This window comes from Streptomyces sp. NPDC030814 (assembly GCF_055572155.1).
In genome coordinates this window covers 178894-199910 of sequence record NZ_JBVIDX010000015.1, presented here as the reverse complement: position 1 = coordinate 199910, position 21017 = coordinate 178894, and the positions used below count along the sequence as shown (strand labels likewise).

The following is a 21017-nucleotide window of genomic DNA, read 5'->3' as shown; positions in this document are numbered from 1 at the left end:
GGCTGAGGTCCCGCAGTGGATGTTGTGCAGAATATTGACGGCCGATAGGTGTGCGCCTACCTTCGCGGTGTTCCTCCCTCGTTCCCCTCGCTCCAGGGAGACCCGCATGCCCCCGTCCCCCCTCTCCAACCCCCCCGACCCCGCCGAGCCGGCCACGCCACCCCAGACGCTCGAACAGGCCGAGCGGGCCCGGCAGTTGCGCCGCGTCGCGCTGTCCGGGCTGCTCGGCACCGCCGTCGAGTTCTACGACTTCCTCGTGTACGGCACGGTCGCCGCGCTCGTCTTCGGCCAACTGTTCTTCCCGGGCGCCGACCCCGCCGTCGGCACCATCGCGGCGTTCGGCACCTTCGCCGCCGGATACGTCGCCCGGCCGCTCGGCGGCATCGTGTTCGGACACTTCGGTGACCGGCTCGGCCGCAAGTCGATGCTGCTGCTGACCATGGGCCTCATGGGCGGCGCCAGCTTCCTCATCGGACTGCTGCCCACCTACGAGACCATCGGCGTCTGGGCCCCGGTCCTCCTCATCACCCTGCGCGTCCTCCAGGGCATCGCCATCGGCGGTGAGTGGGGCGGCGCCACCCTCATGGTCGTCGAACACGCCGGCGAGAAGCGACGCGGCCTGTGGTCGAGCTTCACCCAGATGGGAGCACCGCTCGGCTCCCTGATGTCCTCGCTCGTCGTCACCCTCGTCGTCGCCATGCCCCGTGACCAGTTCGCGGCCTGGGGCTGGCGCGTCCCGTTCCTGCTCAGCGTCGTCCTGCTGGCCGTCGGCCTGTTCGTCCGCCTCAAGGTCGTCGAGAGCCCGCTCTTCGCCGCGGTCAAGAAGGACCGGGCCGAATCGCGGATGCCGCTGCTCGACGTACTGCGCCGGCCCCGCGCCCTGGTGCTGGCCGCCTGCGTCGGTATCGGCGCGTTCACCGCGCAGTCCCTGCTCACCAGCTACCTCATCGCCTACGCCACCGGCATCGGCTACGCCCGGCCGCAGGTCCTCACTGCCCTCACCGTCTCGGCGTCCGTCGCGCTGGTCGTCCTGCCCGCCGCGTCCGCGCTCTCCGACCGGATCGGCCGCCGCCCGGTCGTCCTCGCCGGGGCCGTCGCCTCCGCCGCGCTCGCCTTCCCCGTGCTCGCGCTGGTCGACTCCAAGTCGCCGGGGCTGCTGATCCTCGCGGTCGTCCTGGGCCACGGCATCGCCCAGTCCACGATGTACGGGCCGCTGGGCGCGCTCCTCACCGAGATGTTCGGCACGAAGGTCCGCTACACGGGAGCGTCGCTGGGTTACCAGCTCGCCACCCTCATCGGCGCCGGGTTCTCGCCGATGATCGCCGGGAGCCTGGTGGCGGCGAACGGGGGGTCCAGTACGCCGGTCTCGCTGCTGGTGTGCGGCGGTGCGGCTGTCACCGCGGTGACCGTGTGGTTCGTACGGGAGACGCATCGGGACTCGCTCGGCGACGGGGCCGTTCGGGAGAGCACGGTGAAGGAAGGGGTGGCCTCGTAGGAGGACGCGGTGGGATCGGGGGCGGCCCTCGTCCCACCCCCACCCCCGCCGTACGTACCCTTACCGCTGTGGAGGACGAGATCCTGGACGTCGCTGTCGCCGCCGCGCCGCAGCCGCGGCCGCAGTCGCTGGTGCTGGCCTTCTTCGGCAACCACGTGCTGGACCGGGGCGAGGGCGACCTCGGGGTGTACTCGGGGAGCATCATCGACGTCCTCGGACGCGTCGGCACCGGCGAGCAGGCGGTGCGGTCGACGTTGACGCGGATGGTGAACCGGGGGCTGCTGCGCCGCCAGCGCGAGGGGCGGAAGATGTTCTTCGGTCTCACCCCGCACGCGAACGGCATCCTGCGCGACGGCGGACAGCGCATCTGGCGCGACGGCGCCGTCAACGAGGAGTGGGACGGCACCTGGACCATCCTCGGCTTCTCCCTCCCCGAGGCCTGGCAACGCCAACGCCACGACCTGCGCTCCCGGCTCACCTGGTCCGGATTCGGGGCGCTCTACAGCGGCCTGTGGATCGCGCCGGGACGTGTCGACGTACGGGAGATCGTCTCGGAGCTGGGGCTCGACGCGCATGTGAAGGTGTTCCACGCGCGGGCCGACGAGTTCACCGACATCGGGCTGATGATCCGCGAGAGCTGGGACCTGGAGGCCCTCGCCGCGCGGTACGTCGCCTTCGACAAACGCTGGACCACCGCGGACCTCGCCGCCGCCGACCCCGTCGCCACCCGGCTGCGGCTCGTCGCCGAGTGGCTGCGCATCATCCGCACCGACCCCCGGCTGCCCGTCCAGCACCTGCCGGCCGAGTGGCCCGCACGGCAGGCGCAGGAGACGTTCCGGCACATCGCGGAACAGACGGCCGGCCCCGCCGGACGGATGGCGGCGGAGGTTCTGGAGACGACGCCGCTGCGCGCGACCCCGGCGGGAGCGCCGTAGCGGCGCCGTGCGCCGCCGTGTTGCGGTCGGCTCGCGTCGTGCCGTGCGCCGTCGTCCGCCGGCCGGCTCGCGCGGTCCGGTACGCGCGTGCCGTGCGCCGCCGTGTTGCGGTCGGCTCGCGTCGTGCCGTGCGCCGTCGTCCGCCGGCCGGCTCGCGCGGTCCGGTCCGCGCGTGCCGTGCGCCGCCGTGTTGCGGTCGGCTCGCGTCGTGCCGTGCGCCGTCGTCCGCCGGCCGGCTCGCGCGGTCCGGTCCGCGCGCCCTGGGCCGCGGCCGGTACGCTCCTGCCCGCCCGCGGCTTGGTGCGCCTGAAGGGGTGGCGCATGTGCCTCTTGCGGGTGCGGGTCCGTCTGGCTTGTCGCGCAGTTCCCCGCGCCCCTGAGGACTCCGCAGTGCCCCACGGCCCCGAGGCATTGCTCAGTTGCTGCGGGCCGCCGGGCGACTGCTCAGTTACTGCGGGCCGCCGCGAGACTGCCCAGTTGCCGCGGCCCGGCCCGCCGGGGGCTCAGTTGCCGCGGGCCGCCGGGGCACTGCCCATTGCTCCGCCCGGGGACTGTTCAGCTGCCGCGGGCCGCGAAGCAGGGCGCCGTGGCCGCGATCGGAGGCATGTTCGCCGGGGGACTGCTCAGCTACCACGTCCCCCGGGCCCGGTTCCCCCGCCCTTGAGGGCCTGGGCGGCCCCCGGGCCCGGACCCGGTCACAGCGCTAGCTCTTCCGGTGGCCGATCAGCCGGGGCTTCTGTTCCAGGCCGTCCAGGCCGTGCCACGCCAGGTTCACCAGGTGGGCCGCGACCTCCGCCTTCCTCGGGCGGCGGACGTCCAGCCACCACTGGCCCGTCAGGGCGACCATGCCCACCAGTGCCTGGGCGTAGAGCGGGGCCAGCTTGGGGTCGAAGCCGCGGCTCTTGAACTCGCGGCCCAGGATGTCCTCCACCTGGGTGGCGATGTCGGAGATCAAGGAGGCGAAGGAACCCGTGGACTGGGGGATCGGGGAGTCCCGGACGAGGATCCGGAAGCCGTCCGTGTACTCCTCGATGTAGTCGAGGAGCGCGAAGGCCGCCTGCTCGCACAGCTCGCGGGGGTGGCCGGCGGTGAGGGAGCTGGTCACCATGTCCAGCAGGCGCCGCATCTCCCGGTCCACGACCACCGCGTACAGGCCCTCCTTGCCGCCGAAGTGCTCGTACACCACCGGCTTGGAGACCCCCGCCTTCGCGGCGATCTCCTCCACCGACGTGCCCTCGAACCCCTTCGCGGCGAAGAGGGTGCGGCCGATTTCCAGCAGTTGTTGACGGCGTTCGGCGCCCGTCATCCGGGTGCGGCGCGCACGCCGCGGCTTCTCATTGCTCGGGGTGCTGCTGGAGTCGGTCGCCACGGCGTCAATCATGCCGCCTCGGCGGGTGCCTTCCGGCGTTCGGAAGCGTTCTCACCCGTGATACGCCTGGAATCGATACGCGAGCGTGACGGCCAGCGCACGTCGTAGGCCCAGCCCAGCTGTTCGAACCACCGGATCAGCCGGGCGGAGGAGTCCAGCTGGCCGCGTTCGACGCCGTGCCGCGCCGACGTCGGGTCGGCGTGGTGCAGGTTGTGCCAGGACTCACCGCAGGACAGCACCGCCAGCCACCACACGTTGCCCGAGCGGTCGCGGGACTTGAAGGGGCGCTTGCCGACCGCGTGGCAGATCGAGTTGATCGACCACGTCACGTGGTGCAGCAGGGCCACCCGGACGAGCGAGCCCCAGAAGAACGCCGTGAACGCGCCCCACCAGGACATCGTCACCAGACCGCCGATCAGCGCGGGCAGCGCCAGGGAGACCACCGTCCACAGGATGAACTGACGGGAGATCGTCCGCAGCGTCCTGTCCTTGATCAGGTCCGGGGCGTACTTGTCCTGCGGGGTCTGCTCCTCGTCGAACATCCAGCCGATGTGGGCCCACCACAGGCCCTTCACCAGTGCCGGAACCGTCTCCCCGTACCGCCAGGGCGAGTGCGGGTCACCCTCGGCGTCGGAGAACTTGTGGTGCTTGCGGTGGTCGGCCACCCAGCGGACCAGCGGGCCCTCCACGGCCATCGACCCGGCGATCGCCAGCGCGATCTTCAACGGGCGTTTGGCCTTGAACGAACCATGGGTGAAATGCCGGTGGAAGCCGATCGTGATGCCGTGGCAGCCCAGGTAGTAGAAGAACACCAGCAGGCCGAGATCCAGCCAGCTCACGCCCCAGCCCCAGGCCAGCGGCACCGCAGCCAGCAGCGCCAGGAACGGAACGGTGATGAAGAGGAGCAGCGTGATCTGTTCGATCGACCGCTTCTGCTCGCCGCCCAGCGTCGCCGAGACAGCGGGGGAGCCGGGCGCGGAGCCCGAGGAGTCGTTCGCCTTCGGGGCGTCATCGATCACATCGGAACTTGTGGTCATGGGGGCGTCCCCTAGGGGGTCGAGGGTGGAGAGAGGGGGAGTGCCTGTCGACGACAGGCTGCGTGGGCCGCCTTACGGCATTCCCTACGGTTCCGTAACCTACGGCATCGTAAGTATGTCAGCGCGTCGCCGGGCGGCAAGAGCCCGTCCGCTCGCGTCCCGGGGACCGAGTGGACATCTGTCGCCCCAGTGCCCAAAACAGAGACCTTCCGACCCCCGAATCTGGCACTCAGTGCCGCCAACCGGACACCTGGCGGCCTGCTCGTGACACCGGCCACCTATCCTGGTGTCGGTCGGACAGCGCGGTCCGCTCTGAATCCTGCCCGGAAGCCAAGCCCACCAAGCGGCGCCTGCACCTCCTCGAGTCGCTGGGCCGCCCTCCGGGTTCCCTCCCAGACGAGCTTCAACACTGCAAGGAGCCGCACCTGTGAGCAGTGCCGACGACCACGGCCAGACGGTCACGACGACCAGCGCCGAGCTGCGCGCCGACATCCGGCGCCTGGGCGATCTGCTCGGCGAAGCCCTCGTACGCCAAGAGGGCCCCGAACTTCTGGAGCTGGTCGAGCGCGTCCGCCGCCTGACCCGCGAAGACGGCGAAGCCGCCGCCGAACTGCTGCGCGGCACGGAACTGGAGACCGCCGCCAAGCTCGTACGGGCCTTCTCCACCTACTTCCACCTGGCCAACGTCACCGAACAGGTCCACCGCGGCCGCGAACTGCGGGCACGCCGTGCCGCCGAGGGCGGCCTCCTCGCCCGGACGGCCGACCGCCTCAAGGACGCCGACCCCGACCACCTGCGCGAAACGGTCCGGAACCTCAACGTCCGCCCCGTCTTCACCGCACACCCCACCGAAGCCGCGCGCCGGTCGGTACTCAACAAGCTCCGGCGCATCGCCGCGCTCCTGGAGACCCCGGTCATCGAATCCGACCGTCGCCGCTACGACACCCGGCTGGCCGAGAACATCGACCTCGTCTGGCAGACCGACGAGCTGCGCGTCGTCCGCCCCGAACCGGCCGACGAGGCCCGCAACGCCATCTACTACCTGGACGAGCTGCACGCGAACGCCGTCGGCGACGTGCTGGAGGACCTCACCGCGGAACTGGAACGCGTCGGCGTCCAGCTCCCCGACCACACCCGCCCCCTCACCTTCGGCACCTGGATCGGCGGCGACCGCGACGGCAACCCCAACGTCACCCCCCAGGTGACCTGGGACGTCCTCATCCTCCAGCACGAACACGGCATCAACGACGCCCTCGACCTCATCGACGAGCTGCGCGGCTTCCTCTCCAACTCCATCCGCTACACCGGCGCCACCGAAGAGCTGCTCTCCTCCCTCCAGGCCGACCTCGAAGCCCTCCCCGAGATCAGCCCCCGCTACAAGCGCCTCAACGCGGAGGAGCCCTACCGGCTCAAGGCCACCTGCATCCGGCAGAAGCTGGAGAACACCAAGCAGCGCCTCGCCAAGGGCACCCCGCACGAACCCGGCCGCGACTACCTCGGCACCAGCGAGCTCCTCCAGGACCTCACCCTCATCCAGACCTCGCTGCGCGAGCACCGCGGCGGCCTCTTCGCCGACGGCCGCATGAACCGCACCATCCGCACCCTCGCCGCCTTCGGCCTCCAGCTCGCCACCATGGACGTCCGCGAACACGCCGACGCCCACCACCACGCCCTCGGCCAGCTCTTCGACCGCCTCGGCGAGGAGTCCTGGCGCTACGAGGACATGCCCCGCGAGTACCGGCACAAGCTCCTCGCCAAGGAGCTCCGCTCCCGCCGCCCCCTCGCCCCCACCCCGGCACCCCTCGACGCCGACGGCGCCAAGACCCTCGGCGTCTTCGAGACCGTCAAGAAGGCCCTGGAGGTCTTCGGCCCCGAGGTCATCGAGTCGTACATCATCTCCATGTGCCAGGGCGCCGACGACGTCTTCGCCGCCACCGTCCTCGCCCGCGAGGCCGGCCTCATCGACCTCCACGCCGGCTGGGCCAAGATCGGCATCGTCCCCCTCCTGGAGACCACCGACGAACTCAAGGCCGCCGACACCATCCTGGAGGACATGCTCGCCGACCCCTCCTACCGGCGGCTCGTCGCCCTGCGCGGCGACGTCCAGGAGGTCATGCTCGGCTACTCCGACTCCTCCAAGTTCGGCGGCATCACCACCAGCCAGTGGGAGATCCACCGCGCCCAGCGCCGCCTGCGCGACGTCGCCCACCGCTACGGCGTACGCCTGCGCCTCTTCCACGGCCGCGGCGGCACCGTCGGCCGCGGCGGCGGCCCCTCCCACGACGCGATCCTCGCCCAGCCCTGGGGCACCCTCGAAGGCGAGATCAAGGTCACCGAACAGGGCGAGGTCATCTCCGACAAGTACCTCGTGCCGTCCCTCGCCAGGGAGAACCTGGAACTCACGGTCGCCGCGACCCTCCAGGCCTCCGCCCTGCACACCGCACCCCGGCAGTCCGTCGAAGCACTCGCCCGCTGGGACGCCGCCATGGACGTCGTCTCCGACGCGGCCCACGCCGCCTACCGCGCCCTCGTCGAGGACCCGGACCTGCCGACGTACTTCCTCGCGTCGACGCCGGTGGACCAGCTCGCCGACCTGCACCTGGGCTCCCGGCCCTCCCGCCGCCCCGGCTCCGGCGTCTCACTCGACGGCCTGCGCGCCATCCCCTGGGTCTTCGGCTGGACCCAGTCCCGCCAGATCGTCCCCGGCTGGTTCGGCGTCGGCTCCGGCCTCAAGGCCCTGCGCGAAGCCGGCCTCGACACCGTCCTGGAAGAGATGCACGAACAGTGGCACTTCTTCCGCAACTTCCTCTCCAACGTCGAGATGACGCTGGCCAAGACCGACCTGCGGATCGCGCAGCACTACGTCGACACCCTCGTCCCCGACGAACTCAAGCACGTCTTCGACACCATCAAGGCCGAACACGAGCTCACCGTGCGCGAGGTCCTGCGCATCACCGGAGAGGAGAAGCTGCTCGACGCCAACCCCGTCCTCCAGCAGACCTTCTCCATCCGCGACGCCTACCTCGACCCCATCTCCTACCTCCAGGTCGCCCTCCTCAAGCGGCAGCGCGACGCGGCGGCCGCCGGCGAAACCCCCGACCCGCTCCTCGCCCGCGCCCTCCTCCTCACCGTCAACGGCGTGGCGGCGGGCCTGCGCAACACCGGCTGACCCCCACACCGGCCCACCCACGCAACGCGACGGTGCCCCCAAGGTCGTACGACCTTGGGGGCACCGTCGCGTGGTCTCAGGAGGACGGCCTCACAGGGCCACCCAGGCCGCCGTGATCAACGCGATGCCCGCCCCGCCCAGCACCCACGCCGAGCGACGCATCCGCAACCCGCCCGCGACGACCACCGAGGACAGCAGTAGCGCACCACCGAGCGGCACCCACGCGTGCAACAGACCCGCCGGGCCCGTCCGCACCACATCACTGCTGCCCGGCTTCACGACGACCGAGTACGTCTCACCCGTCTCCACCGCCACCGACTGCTCGATACTCACCCGCTGCCGAGCCGTCGACCCCGCCGACACCGGCTCGTACGGCCCCCAGCAGACCGACCCGTCACACCGGGACACCGTCATCGTCCCCTGCTCGCGCCCCTTGCTCAGCATCACGTGCTGGGCGCACCCCCAGGAACCCCACACCCCGGCGAACACGATCACCAACGCGACGACGCCCATCGCCGCGAGCCGCCCGTACCGCAACGCGCTCGACGCACCGCCCCCGCGCGGCAGCGCACGGGCGTGCCGCGAACGGGAAGCGGAGGCATGGCCGGCGGGCATGGCGGGGATCATTGGCCATCGCACCGCGGTCGGTCAACTCCCGCAGGCCAAACCGGACAACGAAGGAATACCGACTTGTCCCCACCCCTCCCGAAGTCACCCCTCAGGAGTTGTACGTCCCCTGCGCCCGCTCCAGCCCCTCGATCACCAGGCACTCCACCGCGTCCGCCGCCCGGTCCACGAAGTAGTCCAACTCCTTGCGCTCCGCCGACGCGAAGTCCTTCAACACGAAATCCGCGACCGGCATCCGACCCGGCGGCCGCCCGATCCCGAACCGCACCCGGTGGTAGTCCGACCCCATCGCCTTCGTCATCGACTTCAGCCCGTTGTGACCGTTGTCACCACCGCCCAGCTTCAGTCGCAGCGTCCCGTAGTCGATGTCCAACTCGTCATGGACGGCCACGATGTTCCCCACCGGCACCTTGTAGAAGTCCCGCAGCGCGTTCACCGGACCACCGGAAAGATTCATGAACGACATCGGCTTCACCAGGATCACCCGCCGGTTCATCGGCCCCGGCGGCCCGATCCGCCCCTCCACGACCTGCGCCTGAGCCTTCCCGGCCCGCTTGAACCTCCCCCCGATCCGCTCGGCCAGCAGATCCACCACCATGAACCCGACATTGTGCCGATTCATGGCGTACTCAGGCCCGGGATTCCCCAAACCGGCAATCAACCAGGGGGCGGCGGGATCGGTCGTCACGTCCATGTCTCCATTCCTACGCGAACCAGCCGCCGCTCCCGCAAGGGAAACGGCGGCTGGATCAACACTCGCTGTACCGCTGTCGCAGCACGGCTCAGGCCTCGGCGACCTCTTCGCCCTCGGCGCCCTCCTCCGACGGCTCCTCCGCCTGCGCGGCCAGAACCTGGAGAACCACCGCGTCCTCCTCGACCGCCAGGGAGACACCCTTCGGCAGCGCGATGTCCTTCGCCAGGACGGACGCACCCGCCGCAAGACCCTCGACCGAGACGCTGACCGACTCGGGGATGTGCGTCGCCTCAGCCTCGACCGGCAGCGCGTTCAGCACGTGCTCCAGCAGGTTGCCGCCCGGCGCCAGCTCACCCTCGGCGTGCACGGGGATCTCGACGTTGACCTTCTCGCCCTTCTTCACGAGCAGCAGGTCGACGTGCTCCAGGAAACCCTTGATCGGGTCACGCTGCACGGACTTCGGGATCGCCAGCTCGGTGGTCTTGCCGTCGATGTCCAGCGAGATCAGGACGTTCGGCGTACGCAGCGCCAGCAGCAGGTCGTGTCCCGGCAGCGTCAGGTGCAGCGGGTCGGAACCGTGACCGTACAGAACACCGGGAACCTTGGAGTCACGACGGATACGACGGGCCGCACCCTTGCCGAACTCAGTACGCGTCGACGCGGTGAGCTTCACCTCGGACATGATCACTCCTCGTAGAGATAGCAACGGACGTGGTCACCCGGCCACGAACGGCCTGCTACGAAGAGCGCGTCGATAACGGACCGCCGAACCCGCGCACAAACGCGGACGGCCTCCCTCGCCGAGCAACTGCAGCAGTCTACTCGGCAAGGAAGGCCGCACCCAAAACGATCTCTACGCGACCGCCCCGCGATCCCTACTGCTCGTCGAACAGGCTCGTCACCGAACCGTCCTCGAACACCTCACGCACCGCGTTCGCGATCGTCGGCGCGATCGACAACACCGTGATCTTGTCCAGCTCCAGCTCACTCGGCGTCGGCAGCGAGTTCGTGAACACGAACTCACTCACCTTCGAGTTCTTCAACCGATCGGCCGCCGGCCCCGACAGCACACCATGCGTCGCCGTCACGATGACATCCTCCGCACCATGCGCGAACAACGCGTCCGCAGCGGCACAGATCGTCCCACCCGTGTCGATCATGTCGTCCACGAGGACACAGATACGGCCCTCGACCTCACCCACGACCTCATGCACCGTGACCTGGTTCGCCACGTCCTTGTCACGCCGCTTGTGCACGATCGCCAGCGGCGCGCCCAACCGGTCGCACCAACGGTCCGCCACCCGCACACGACCCGCGTCCGGCGACACCACCGTCAGCTTGGTCCGGTCCACCTTCGCGCCCACATAGTCCGCCAGCAGCGGCAGCGCGAACAGATGGTCCACCGGACCGTCGAAGAAACCCTGGATCTGGTCCGTGTGCAGATCGACCGCCAGAATCCGGTCCGCACCCGCCGTCTTCATCAGATCCGCGATCAGACGCGCCGAGATCGGTTCACGACCACGGTGCTTCTTGTCCTGCCGCGCGTAACCGTAGAACGGCACGATCACCGTGATGGAGCGGGCCGACGCACGCTTCAACGCGTCGATCATGATCAACTGCTCCATGATCCACTTGTTGATCGGGGCCGTGTGGCTCTGAATCAGAAAGCAGTCCGCACCACGCGCCGACTCCTGGTAACGCACATAGATCTCGCCATTGGCGAAGTCGAAGGCCTTCGTCGGGACAACCCCGACACCCAACTGCTGGGCGACCTCCTCGGCAAGCTCGGGGTGGGCGCGGCCGGAGAAGAACATCATCTTCTTCTCGCCGGTCGTCTTGATCCCGGTCACAGCACTGTCTCCTCAGAGGTGTCACAGCTGGGCACGGATGACCGCTCAGCTGGGGTGCGGATGTGCACTTATCACGGTACGCCGTCCCCGACGCACCCGTTTCCGGTCAGCTTTCGCTTTCCGCCTCCCGGGAAGCCGCCTCGGCCGCCTTCGCCGCCGCGCTCCCCGGACGCTTACGAGCCACCCAACCCTCGATATTCCGCTGCTGGCCCCGGGCCACGGCCAGCGAACCGGGCGGCACATCCTTCGTGATCACGGACCCGGCAGCGGTGTACGCACCGTCCCCCACCGTGACAGGAGCCACAAACATGTTGTCCGAACCCGTCTTGCAGTGCGACCCCACGGTCGTGTGGTGCTTCTGTTCACCGTCATAGTTCACAAAAACACTTGCCGCACCGATGTTCGAGTACTCGCCGATCGTCGCATCGCCCACATACGACAGATGCGGAACCTTCGTCCCCTCACCGATCGACGCGTTCTTCGTCTCGACGTACGTACCGATCTTCGCCTTCAACCCCAGACGCGTCCCCGGACGCAAGTACGCGTACGGCCCCACCGTCGCCTGCGGCCCCACCTCCGCACCGTCCGCCACCGTGTTGTCCACCCGCGCGCCGGCCCCGACCACCGTGTCCTTCAACCGCGAGTTCGGACCGACCTCCGCGCCCTCACCCAGACGCGTCGCACCGAGCAACTGCGTGCCGGGGTGGACCAGCACGTCCCGCTCGAACGTCACCGTCACATCCACCCAGGTGGTGGCCGGATCCACGACCGTGACACCCGCGAGCATGGCCTCCGTCAACAGCCGGTCGTTGAGGATCCGCCTCGCCTCCGCGAGCTGCACACGGTTGTTGATGCCGGCGATCTCCCGATGGTCCACGGCCACCGAGGCACCCACCCGGTGCCCCGCCTCCCGCAGAATCCCCAGGACGTCCGTCAGGTACTCCTCGCCCTGACTGTTGTCCGTCCGCACCTTCCCCAGCGCGTCCACGAGCAGCTGACCGTCGAACGCGAACACACCCGAGTTGATCTCCCGGATCGCCCGCTGCGCCTCCGTGGCGTCCTTGTGCTCCACGATCGCCGTCACGGCGCCGGAGGCGTCGTCCCGCACGATCCGGCCGTAACCGGTGGCGTCCGGGACCTCGGCGGTCAGCACGGTCACCGCGTTGCCGTCGGCCGCGTGGGTCTCGGCGAGCCGGCGGAGCGTCGCGCCGGTCAGCAGGGGGGTGTCACCGCAGACGACCACGACCGTCCCGTCGACGCCGCCGCCCAGCTCCTCCAGGCCCATCCGTACGGCGTGCCCCGTGCCGTTCTGCTCCGCCTGGACGGCCGTCCGTACGCCCGGGTCGATCTCGGCCAGATGCGCGGCGACCTTCTCGCGGGCGTGCCCCACGACGACGACCAGGTTCTCGGGGTCCAACTCGCGCGCGGCGGCGAGGACGTGGCCCACCAGGGAGCGGCCACAGATGCTGTGCAGAACCTTGGGTGTGGCCGACTTCATACGGGTGCCCTCACCCGCTGCGAGGACGACGACGGCTGCCGGGCGGGTTGCGCTCACGGGGATGCCCTTCGGCTGTGGATGAGTGGGGTGTGGACATCCGCAGGATACCGGGGGGCTGTGAGGGGGAAATGTGAGCGGGTCCCGACCCGGCTTTCTGGGGTCAGGACCCGAACTGAGGTCTTGTGTGCTGTGGCTCCCCCGCAAGGATTCGAACCTTGTCCTGCTGGTACCAAAAACCAGTGTGCTGCCAGTTACACCACGGGGGACAGCGCTTCAGACCTTACCGGAGACGGTCCTGCGCTTGCGCCACGATTCCCTGCCACCAGCCCTCGATGCGGTTGTACAGATGGGCGCTCCTCGCCACGGTGATGACCAGGCAACCGTGGTAGTCGTCGGCTGTGTTCTTGCGGACCGTCTTCGGGTTGTGCTTCTTGAGCGTCGGTTTGTCGAAGACCGAGGTATCTACGCCCGCGAGCCCGGCCCAGTGGCGCTGGGCCGCCTCGACGTCCGCGGACTCATGGATGAGTACGCGGTAGCGAAGGCGTTCGCGGTCGACATCGAGTAGGTCCAGCCACGCGAGGTAGGTCTCGATCACCCCAGGGTCGCTGTTGACGAAGACCACGCGCTCGCGGCGGTCGTACGGCTTGCTCTTGGAGCCCTCCGCCCAATACAGCGCGATGCCGACCATGAACAGTTCGCGAGGTGTCAGCTCTCCGACCGCTCCCAGGGCTGCGAGCTTGGTCTGCTTGCGCTCCTCGTTCTGAGCGGCGCGGAGGCGGGCCAGGCCGTCGCGCATGAGCACCTTGCGCTCCTCGGGCGTGTACCGCGGTTCGGGCCTCGGGAGGTCCCGCACCCAGAGGGAGATCGAACTGCGCGAGCACCCCAGTTCCAGTTGGATCTGGTCGTACGTCCAGCCCTGGAGGCGTAGCTCCCTCGCCTTCGCCTTCAGGTCGTCCTTCGCGTTGGGGCGCTTGGTCCACTCCGGGGGCGGTTCGCCCTTGACCAGTTGGTTCAGTAGGTCGTTGTTGAAGATCTTCAGCTCGTCCCGGATCTGTCGGAGGCTGTGGCCCTGGCGGCGCAAGGTGATCGCTTGCTCACGGAGGGTCTCGAAGTCGGCGTGCTTGCCGTGGGGATGTGCCATGGGCATACCGTCTGGGCGGAATGATGGGTTCCGGTGTCGAACGTTGTGCGATTCAGCAGTTCGAGGGATACCGGGTGGTTTCGCTTCTGTTTGATTGGGCCGTGTGGTGTAAGCCAGTACGAGAAACTCGCCGGAAAAGCGGGGGCACTCGAACGTAGGCTGGGGGTATGACCGCGACGGGGGAAGGCCGCACGGGGGCCAGGACGGAGGGCCGCCCGGTCGGCCCGTGGTGGTGGGACCGATGGCGCAGCGCCGTCTTCGACGGCGCGCTCGCCTTCGTGTCGGCGGTCGAGTGTGCGGTGGAGGGCGTGGAGTTCGCCCGGGACGCCGGGCTGCCCTCGGCCGTCGGGGTGGGTTTCGGGGCGCTGGCCGGCTCCGTGCTGCTGGTGCGGCGGATGTGGCCCGTCGCCGTGGTGCTCGTCTTCATCGCTGTCGCGCCCGCTCAGATGGGCTATCTGATGGGGCTCGTCGGGCTGTACACCCTGGCCGCGTCGGAGGCGCCGAGACGGATCATCGGGGCGCTGTTGGGCATGGCGTTCACGGGGGTGTTCATCGTGTGGTTCGTGCAGGCCACGCAGATCACCAGTGAGTACAGCGGGGAGAGCGGGGACGCCGCGATCGGCGGCAAGGAGTGGTTCGCGCTGTTCCTGGCCCTGACGGTGGCGATAGGTCTGACGGCGCCGCCGGTGTTGCTGGGGTTGTATGTGGGGGCCCGGCGGCGGTTGATGGAGAGCCTGCGGGAGCGGGCGGACTCGTTGGAGCGGGAGCTGCAGCTGCTCGCGGAGCGGGCGGAGGAGCGGGCGGAGTGGGCCCGGGGCGAGGAGCGGACCCGGATCGCGCGGGAGATGCATGACGTGGTCGCGCACCGGGTGTCATTGATGGTGGTGCATGCGGCGGCGTTGCAGGCGGTGGCGCGGAAGGACCCGGAGAAGGCCGTGAAGAACGCGGCGCTGGTGGGGGACATGGGGCGGCAGGCGTTGACCGAGCTGCGGGAGATGCTCGGGGTGCTGCGGTCGGGGGAGGGGTTTTCGACGGTGCGGTCGGCCGAGCCGGCGTCGGTGCCGTTGGCGGCGGTGGGGGCGGCCGCGGCGGCGGCGGCTTCGCGGGCGGAGGACGAGGCGGGGGACGGGCCCTGTCTGGCGGAGCTGGAGGAGTTGGTGGGGCAGTCGGCGGCCGCGGGGATGGTCGTTGAGTTGTCGGTGGAGGGGGAGGTGCGGGTGTATGCGGCGGAGGTGGAGCAGACGGCGTACCGGGTGGTGCAGGAGGCGTTGACGAACGTCCACAAGCATGCGGCGGGGGCGAAGACGCATGTGCGGCTCGCGCATCGGACGGCGGAGATCGCGATGCAGGTGGAGAACGGGCCGCCGCCGGAGCCGGGGGCGGCGGGGGCCGCGCGGTTGCCCAGTGGGGGGAACGGGCTGCTCGGGATGAAGGAGCGGGTGGCCGGGCTGGGGGGTGTGTTCGTGTCGGGGCCGACCGACGCCGGGGGGTTCCGGGTGTCGGCGGTCATTCCGGCGTAGCGCTGCGCTTGCCCTCCCCCGAGCGCTCGGCTTCGTTCGTGCAGGGGCCCCTCGTCGCCCCGGAGGCGCGACTGTCCGCCGCTTGCTGTGTGAGGGCCGGCGGCTGTCTGCAGGTGCGGCTGGGCGCGGCTGGGTGCGGGGTGGTCCTGTTGTCTCAGGTTGCCGTCAGGCGGGTCGGGGCCGCGCCGGTGAGGAGGGTGGTGAGGGCCGCGTCGATGTGGGGGCCCAGGTACCAGTCGCCGGTGTGGTCGAGGGCGTAGGCGCGGCCTTCGGTGTCGATGGCGAGGAGTGCTCGGGTGGCGGTTTCGTGGCCGAGGGGGCAGACCTCGGTGTCGAGGGCGCGGCCGAGGTCGCCGAGGGTGCGGGCCAGGTGGAGGCCGTGGAGGGGGTCCAGGTGGAGGTCGACGGGGGCGAGTTGACGGCCGGGTCCCTGTGCGGTGAGGCGGAGGCCGCCGAATTCGGCCCAGGCTTCGACGGCGGCCGGGAAGACGGCGTGGCGGTGTCCTGCGGGCGAGGTGTGCTCGCGCAGGGTGTCGGCCCAGAACTCGGCCTGCTTTATGTCCCAGCGTCCGGGCTGCCAGCCGGCGGCGCGCAGGGCGGCGTCGACGGGTACGGAGAAGCGCGTGGTGGAGGTGCGGTCGGTGTGCATCTGCCCTTTGTTCGTCGGGGGGTTCGTCGGTGTTCGGCTGGTGGGTCGGTGGGGTGGGTGTGTGGTTCGGTCGGTTGTGGTGGGTCTTTGGTGTGCGGGGGGTGCGCTGAGGGGTGTGTCTGATTGCGTATCAGGTGACGTGTGGGGGTGGAGCGGTGGTTCCGGGTGGGTTCCGGTGAGTGTGTCCCGCTCGGCCGGTTTTCCTCTTGGTGGTTTCCCTCAGTACTCGCGGTGAGGTGGTCCCGTTCAGTTGTCCTGGGTGGGGTCGACGATGCGGACGCCGAAGTGGGCGCTGAGGGCGGTGCAGGAGCGGCAGGGGGTGGCGAAGCCGCCGTGGAGGGGGTCGCCTTCCTCGCGGATGTGGCGGGTGGTGAGTTTGGCCTGCTTGAGGACCTTGCGGGCTTCGCCGTTCGTCATGGGTCTGCGGGAGGCGCGTTTGCTGCGGGCCGCGTCGGCGGTGGTGATGTGCCGGGAGATGAGGATGGCCTCGGCGCAGCGGCCGGTGAAGCGGTCGCGTTGGGAGGTGGCGAGGGAGTCGAGGAACTCCTGGACGAGGGGGTGCAGGGGTGGGGGCTGGTCGCCTCGGGCGGCGGTGCCGGTGAGGGTTTCGCCGCGTACGGAGAGGGCGGCGGCGACGGTGGGCAGGATGCCGTCGCGGCGGTGGAGGAGGGTGGGGGCGGAGGGCTGTTCCGCGGTGCTCCAGCCGATGCGCGGGTCGCCCGAGGGTCCCGCCTGCGTCGTGCTCATGATCGTCGTCCCCTCCTGTCGCATCCCCCGTCAGCGGACACAGAGTGCCAAACGGTGTGGCCGGTGTGGAAGCTGGGGCTGTGCGACACGCCCGGGCTTCGGCGCACGGTAAGGGTGATGTGACGGCTGGTCACGGAAGCGGAGGGCCGGTGACCGGGGTTGCCGTACGGCATAGGCTGTCGACAACCGCGATCCGTGCGGGTCCCGCGTTCGAGTGCGGGTTCCGGGCGGGTCGGGGAGTGGGAAGGGGCCTTTGACGGGCCTTTTTCACTGCCAGTGGTGAGTCAGTACAGATGCCAGTACCAGTCAGCCAGTACCAGAACAGGTCGACAGAACGCCGCAGGGGGCTACCGCCATGACGACAGGTCGGCTCGGGCAGCAAGCCGCGCCGCCGAACGCGGCCTACGCCGGGCAGGTCGTGCAGTTTCCGGACCCGGTCCGGGCCGCGCGTCATCCGAGGGGTGTCCGTGTGGACGCGCACGGTTATCCGGATTTCTCGCCCTATGCGCGTGCCGCCGCGGAGATCGCCGATCCCCCGGAGGGGTTCGGGGTGGATGAGCTGCGGTTGACGGACTATGTGTCCGCGAACGCGGCGTTGGCGGCGTCGGGGCATGAGTTGTGGGACACGATTCCGCCGGTGGCGACGCCGCACGGGTGGACGTGGCATCACGTGGTGGGCAGTCGGCGGCTGGAGTTGGTGCCGGTCGAGGTGAAGGCGCTGCTGCGGCATCACGGTGGTGTCGCGACGGCGCGGGTGGACCAGGGCAAGCGGGGGACGCGGCCGTTGCAGGAGACGCGGCCGGCGCATTTCGGGTTGCCGAAGTCGTCGGCGGTGGCGGTGACGGAGTCGCAGGTGCAGGGGGTCGAGGAGGACCTGGGGTACCGGTTGCCGGGCGCGTACCGGTCGTTCCTGAAGGCGGCGGGTGGTTGTGCTCCCGTGGGGGCGGCGTTGGACGCGGAGTTGGGGCTGCTGGTGGATCAGCCGTTCTTCACGGTGCGGGACGAGGCGGCGGTCAATGACCTGGTGTATGTCAACAAGTGTCTGCGGGACCATCTGACCAAGGACTATCTGGCGGTGGCTTTCGCGCAGGGCGGGTTGGTCGCGGTGAAGGTGAAGGGCGACCGGATCGGGTCGGTGTGGTTCTGCGCGTACGACGACGCCCGTGATGTGGATCCGTCGTTGCCGCCGGCCGAGCGGGTGGAGCGGTTGCTGCTGCCCGCCGGTGAGGACTTCGATGTGTTCCTGTCCCGGCTGGCGGGCAATCCGCCGGAGTTGGAGACGGTGGCGAATCTGATGGTGGACGGTGGGTTCGCTCGTGCCGTGCCGGTCGCCGCGACGTCTTCGGTGGGGGAGTGAGTTCTCGATGGTGACGTTCGCTCAGGCGCAGGAGCGCGCCGAGGAGTGGATCAACGGTGATCTGCCCGCTTATCAGCATCGTGAGGTGCGGGTGCGGGAGTTCGACCTGGGGTTCGTGGTGTGGGCGGAGGACCGCGCGGACGGTCCGCGGTCCGACGGTGGTGCGCAGCGGCTGGTGATCGCCCGGGACAGCGGGGAGGCCACGTTGTGGCCGTCGCTGCCGGTGGGTGAGGTGATCCGCCGTTATGAGGAGGAGTACGGGCGGACGGAGGCGCCTGTCGCCGAGGCGCCGGCTCCTGCGGCGCGGGTTGATCTGAACCAGACGTCGTTCCTGCTGACTCCGCCGGAGTGGTTGCAGGACGCGGCGGATCGGATGGGGATCCCGGATCGTCGTTCGGGTGCCGGTTCCGGTTCCGGTTCCGGTTCCGGCGCGGGCGCGTCGGACGGGGCGGGGTCGCGTCCGGCGGCGTCAGTGGGTTCCGGTGCGATGCCGGAGACGTTGGCGGGGCCGCCGGGTGTGCCCGCCCCGGTTCCGGCCGACGCGCCGCCGGTGCCGGTGGATGCCACGCCGTGGCCGGCCGCCGCTTCGGCGGGGGACGAGGTGCGGGACACGGTGCCGCCGCCGAGGGACGCCGAGCCGCAGGACGCCGTGCAGGGTGTGCCCGACGGGGCGACGCCGTGGGCGGGGACGGACACCAACGCCGAGGTCGAGGACGACCGTTCGGTGCCGCTGCCGGACACGGTGTTCGCGCCGCAGTTGACCGAGGTGAGCGGCGAGGACGACGTTCCGCCGCCGAGTGCCCTGCCCGACGCCAAGACGGCGCTGATCTCCGGGGGCAGCCAGCTGCCGCCCACGGCTGTGGCGCCCGCGCTGGCCCCGTCCGGACAGCCGCAGCCGCCGGCCGGTCCGGGGACCCCGCCGCCGGGTACGCCGTCGTACGGGTATCCGCAGGGTCCGGGGACTCCGCCGCCCGGCGCTCCGTCGTACGGGTATCCGCAGGGTGGGCCGCAGGGGCCCGGTACTCCGCCGCCGGGGCGTCCGCTGGCGCCGAACGCCGGGGACATCGCCGACGCCGCGACGAGCAAGGCGGCGCCGCCTCCGCGCAGGGGCGGCAGGAACGGTGGGCCGGGTGCGCCGCCGCCCCCGCCGGGTGTTCCGGGTGCGCCCGGTGTCCGTCCGGGCGGCACGCCTCCGCCGCCGTCCGCTCCGGGTACGCCGGCGGGTGGGTACGTGCCCACGCAGATGGTCTCCGCCCTGGGCCCGGACGGGCCCGAGGGCGCGCCCGGTGCTCCGGGTCAGCCGGGTGCTCCTGGTGCGCCGCATCCGCCGGGGGGTACGCCCGCGGGTGGTGTGCATCACGCGGCGACGATGCTGGCGGGGCCGTCGATCGGCGGTCCTGGGGCCCCGCAGCCTCCGGGTGTGCCCGGTGCTCCGGGTCAGCCTGGTGTCCCTGGTGGCGCCGGGGTCGCTGGTCCTCCTGGTGCGCCCGGTGTTCCTGGTGCGCCGAATCCGCCGGGGGGTACGCCCGCGGGTGGTGTGCACCATGCGGCGACGATGCTGGCGGGGCCCGCGGTGGGTGGTCCGGGGGCTCCGCAGCCTCCGGGTGTGCCCGGTGCTCCGGGTCAGCCCGGTACGCCGGCGGGGGGTCCCGCTCCGGTGCATCACGCCGAGACGATGCTGGCCGGGCCCCCGGTGGGCGGTCCCGGCGCGCCCGGCATGCCGCAGCCGCCCGGCCCGCCCGGTATGCCGCCGGGCGCCCCGCAGGGCATGCCCGGTCACCCGGGGCATCCCGGTCAGCCGGGTCAGCCCGGTCACCCGGGGCATCCCGGTCAGCCCGGTCACCCGGGGCATCCCGGGCAGCCGATGGGTGGTCCGCCGGCGTACGGGTATCCGCAGCAGCCGACGGGGCAGCCGACCGTGGGTCCCGGCTACCAGGCCGTCCTGCGGTACCGCGCGCCCGACGGCTCCGAGCAGCAGGTGATCCGGCGTTCCGCGCCGGGCACCCCACACCCGGAGTGGCAGATCTTCCACGAGCTGCGCGGGCTGAACATTCCGCCGGAGGCGGTGCTGGAGCTGCACACGGAGCTGGAGTCGTGCGAGCTGCCGGGGGCGTACTGCGCGCGGATGATCCGTGAGCAGTGGCCGAACGCGCGCATCACGTCCATCGCCCCGTACGGCAAGGACCACGCGAGCCGGCAGCAGGGCATGGCGCAGCTGCTGGCGCACCAGGGTGAGTTGCACCAGGTCGCGGACGGGCCGGCGCGGCCCGCGCCGGTGCGGGCGCCGTTGCCGCCGGTGCAGCCGGCGCCGCCGGTCCCGCCGGAGGCGATCGGGCAGGAACTGGCGGCGGCGTTCGGGCCGGGGGTGTTCCGGTTCGACCAGCAGGCGGTGTCGCGGCAGGGGGTGCCGCCGATCGTGGCGCACACCCTGGTGGTGGCCGGGCTGCCGGTGGACATGGGGCCGTTCTTCTGGGCGCAGGCCCAGCCGGGGCGTCCGGTGCCGACGCTGGCGGAGCTGGCGCAGGAGCGGGGTGTGCAGCCGGCGGCGGACGCGGGCTCGTACCTGGTGATGGGCAGCGACTTCGGCAAGGCGCTGTGTGTGCAGTACGGCACGGCGAACATCGTGGCGGTGCCGGTGGAGGCGGGGCCGGGCGGTGCGCCCGTGCCGCCGCAGTTCGTGAACACCGGGCTGCCGGAGTTCACGCGCTGTCTGGCGCTGCTGGGCCGTATGTGGCGGCTGCGGTTCGGGCTGAACCAGGAGCAGGCGGGCCGCTGGACCGTCGACTTCCAGGCGCAGCTGGCCGCCCTGGATCCGGCGGCGCTCGGCTCGCCGGAGAGCTGGTGGTCGGTGCTGCTGGAGCAGATGTGGGACGGCTTGCTGTGAGCCGGCGCCGCTGACCGTCGGCGGCGTGAACGTGAGGGGCTGGGC

General features: G+C 70.7%; 16 protein-coding genes and 1 tRNA gene. 6 read left to right on the top strand and 11 right to left on the bottom strand.

What is annotated here, in order from left to right:
• Nucleotides 1-106: 106 nt before the first annotated feature.
• Together ACZ43N_RS28415 and ACZ43N_RS28410 are read left to right on the top strand one after the other, a co-directional pair.
• Nucleotides 107-1495 (top strand): MFS transporter, encoded by a 1389-nt coding sequence (locus tag ACZ43N_RS28415; RefSeq protein WP_468101484.1) that lies wholly within the window; start codon nucleotides 107-109, stop codon nucleotides 1493-1495.
• Between the two features lie 68 nt (nucleotides 1496-1563).
• Nucleotides 1564-2430 (top strand): PaaX family transcriptional regulator, encoded by an 867-nt coding sequence (locus ACZ43N_RS28410; protein ID WP_468101483.1) that lies wholly within the window; start codon nucleotides 1564-1566, stop codon nucleotides 2428-2430.
• 703 nt (nucleotides 2431-3133) lie between these two features.
• Here the strand turns inward: ACZ43N_RS28410 and ACZ43N_RS28405 are convergent.
• A complete protein-coding gene (locus tag ACZ43N_RS28405; RefSeq protein WP_468101482.1) occupies nucleotides 3134-3811 on the bottom strand; it encodes a TetR family transcriptional regulator in 678 nt (225 codons plus the stop codon).
• Nucleotides 3808-4836: an acyl-CoA desaturase gene (locus ACZ43N_RS28400; RefSeq protein ID WP_468101479.1), complete on the bottom strand. Its 1029-nt coding sequence runs from the start codon at nucleotides 4834-4836 to the stop codon at nucleotides 3808-3810. The genes ACZ43N_RS28405 and ACZ43N_RS28400 overlap by 4 nt, the downstream gene beginning before the upstream one ends.
• A gap of 427 nt (nucleotides 4837-5263) precedes the next feature.
• On the opposite strand from ACZ43N_RS28400, the gene ppc reads away from it, so the two are divergent.
• A complete protein-coding gene (ppc, locus tag ACZ43N_RS28395; protein WP_468101478.1) occupies nucleotides 5264-8005 on the top strand; it encodes a phosphoenolpyruvate carboxylase in 2742 nt (913 codons plus the stop codon).
• 90 nt (nucleotides 8006-8095) lie between these two features.
• On the opposite strand, the gene ACZ43N_RS28390 is transcribed toward ppc, so the two are convergent.
• The 7 genes from ACZ43N_RS28390 to ACZ43N_RS28360 all read right to left on the bottom strand — a co-directional run bounded on the left by ACZ43N_RS28390 (nucleotide 8096) and on the right by ACZ43N_RS28360 (nucleotide 13815).
• Nucleotides 8096-8620, bottom strand: a complete 525-nt coding sequence (locus ACZ43N_RS28390) for a hypothetical protein (RefSeq protein WP_468101476.1) — start codon at nucleotides 8618-8620, stop codon at nucleotides 8096-8098.
• A 103-nt stretch (nucleotides 8621-8723) separates the two neighbouring features.
• Complete coding sequence (gene pth, locus ACZ43N_RS28385; RefSeq protein WP_468101474.1) at nucleotides 8724-9326, bottom strand: aminoacyl-tRNA hydrolase; 603 nt, start codon at nucleotides 9324-9326, stop codon at nucleotides 8724-8726.
• 88 nt (nucleotides 9327-9414) lie between these two features.
• Nucleotides 9415-10008, bottom strand: coding sequence for a 50S ribosomal protein L25/general stress protein Ctc (locus tag ACZ43N_RS28380; protein WP_468101473.1), 594 nt, complete (start codon nucleotides 10006-10008; stop codon nucleotides 9415-9417).
• Between the two features lie 193 nt (nucleotides 10009-10201).
• The gene (locus tag ACZ43N_RS28375; protein WP_468101471.1) at nucleotides 10202-11176 is read right to left on the bottom strand and encodes a ribose-phosphate diphosphokinase; all 975 of its coding nucleotides are present in this window, start codon (nucleotides 11174-11176) and stop codon (nucleotides 10202-10204) included.
• 106 nt (nucleotides 11177-11282) lie between these two features.
• A complete protein-coding gene (glmU, locus tag ACZ43N_RS28370) occupies nucleotides 11283-12731 on the bottom strand; it encodes a bifunctional UDP-N-acetylglucosamine diphosphorylase/glucosamine-1-phosphate N-acetyltransferase GlmU (protein WP_468101469.1) in 1449 nt (482 codons plus the stop codon).
• Nucleotides 12732-12864: 133 nt separating this feature from the next.
• Nucleotides 12865-12940, bottom strand: a tRNA-Gln gene (locus tag ACZ43N_RS28365).
• Nucleotides 12941-12954: 14 nt separating this feature from the next.
• Nucleotides 12955-13815, bottom strand: a complete 861-nt coding sequence (locus ACZ43N_RS28360) for a hypothetical protein (RefSeq protein ID WP_468101467.1) — start codon at nucleotides 13813-13815, stop codon at nucleotides 12955-12957.
• 167 nt (nucleotides 13816-13982) lie between these two features.
• On the opposite strand from ACZ43N_RS28360, the gene ACZ43N_RS28355 reads away from it, so the two are divergent.
• Entirely contained in the window at nucleotides 13983-15335 is a 1353-nt protein-coding gene (locus ACZ43N_RS28355) for a sensor histidine kinase (protein WP_468101465.1), read from the top strand.
• 154 nt (nucleotides 15336-15489) lie between these two features.
• Here the strand turns inward: ACZ43N_RS28355 and ACZ43N_RS28350 are convergent, their stop codons facing one another.
• Complete coding sequence (locus ACZ43N_RS28350) at nucleotides 15490-15984, bottom strand: SUKH-3 domain-containing protein (protein ID WP_468101463.1); 495 nt, start codon at nucleotides 15982-15984, stop codon at nucleotides 15490-15492.
• A gap of 246 nt (nucleotides 15985-16230) precedes the next feature.
• Nucleotides 16231-16731 carry a YwqJ-related putative deaminase gene (locus tag ACZ43N_RS28345; RefSeq protein WP_468101462.1) on the bottom strand — a complete coding sequence of 167 codons (501 nt, stop codon included), beginning with the start codon at nucleotides 16729-16731 and terminating at the stop codon, nucleotides 16231-16233.
• A gap of 355 nt (nucleotides 16732-17086) precedes the next feature.
• On the opposite strand from ACZ43N_RS28345, the gene ACZ43N_RS28340 reads away from it, so the two are divergent.
• Nucleotides 17087-18088: an SMI1/KNR4 family protein gene (locus tag ACZ43N_RS28340; protein ID WP_468101461.1), complete on the top strand. Its 1002-nt coding sequence runs from the start codon at nucleotides 17087-17089 to the stop codon at nucleotides 18086-18088.
• 7 nt (nucleotides 18089-18095) lie between these two features.
• Nucleotides 18096-20972 carry an SUKH-4 family immunity protein gene (locus ACZ43N_RS28335; RefSeq protein WP_468101459.1) on the top strand — a complete coding sequence of 959 codons (2877 nt, stop codon included), beginning with the start codon at nucleotides 18096-18098 and terminating at the stop codon, nucleotides 20970-20972.
• Nucleotides 20973-21017 lie beyond the last annotated feature (45 nt).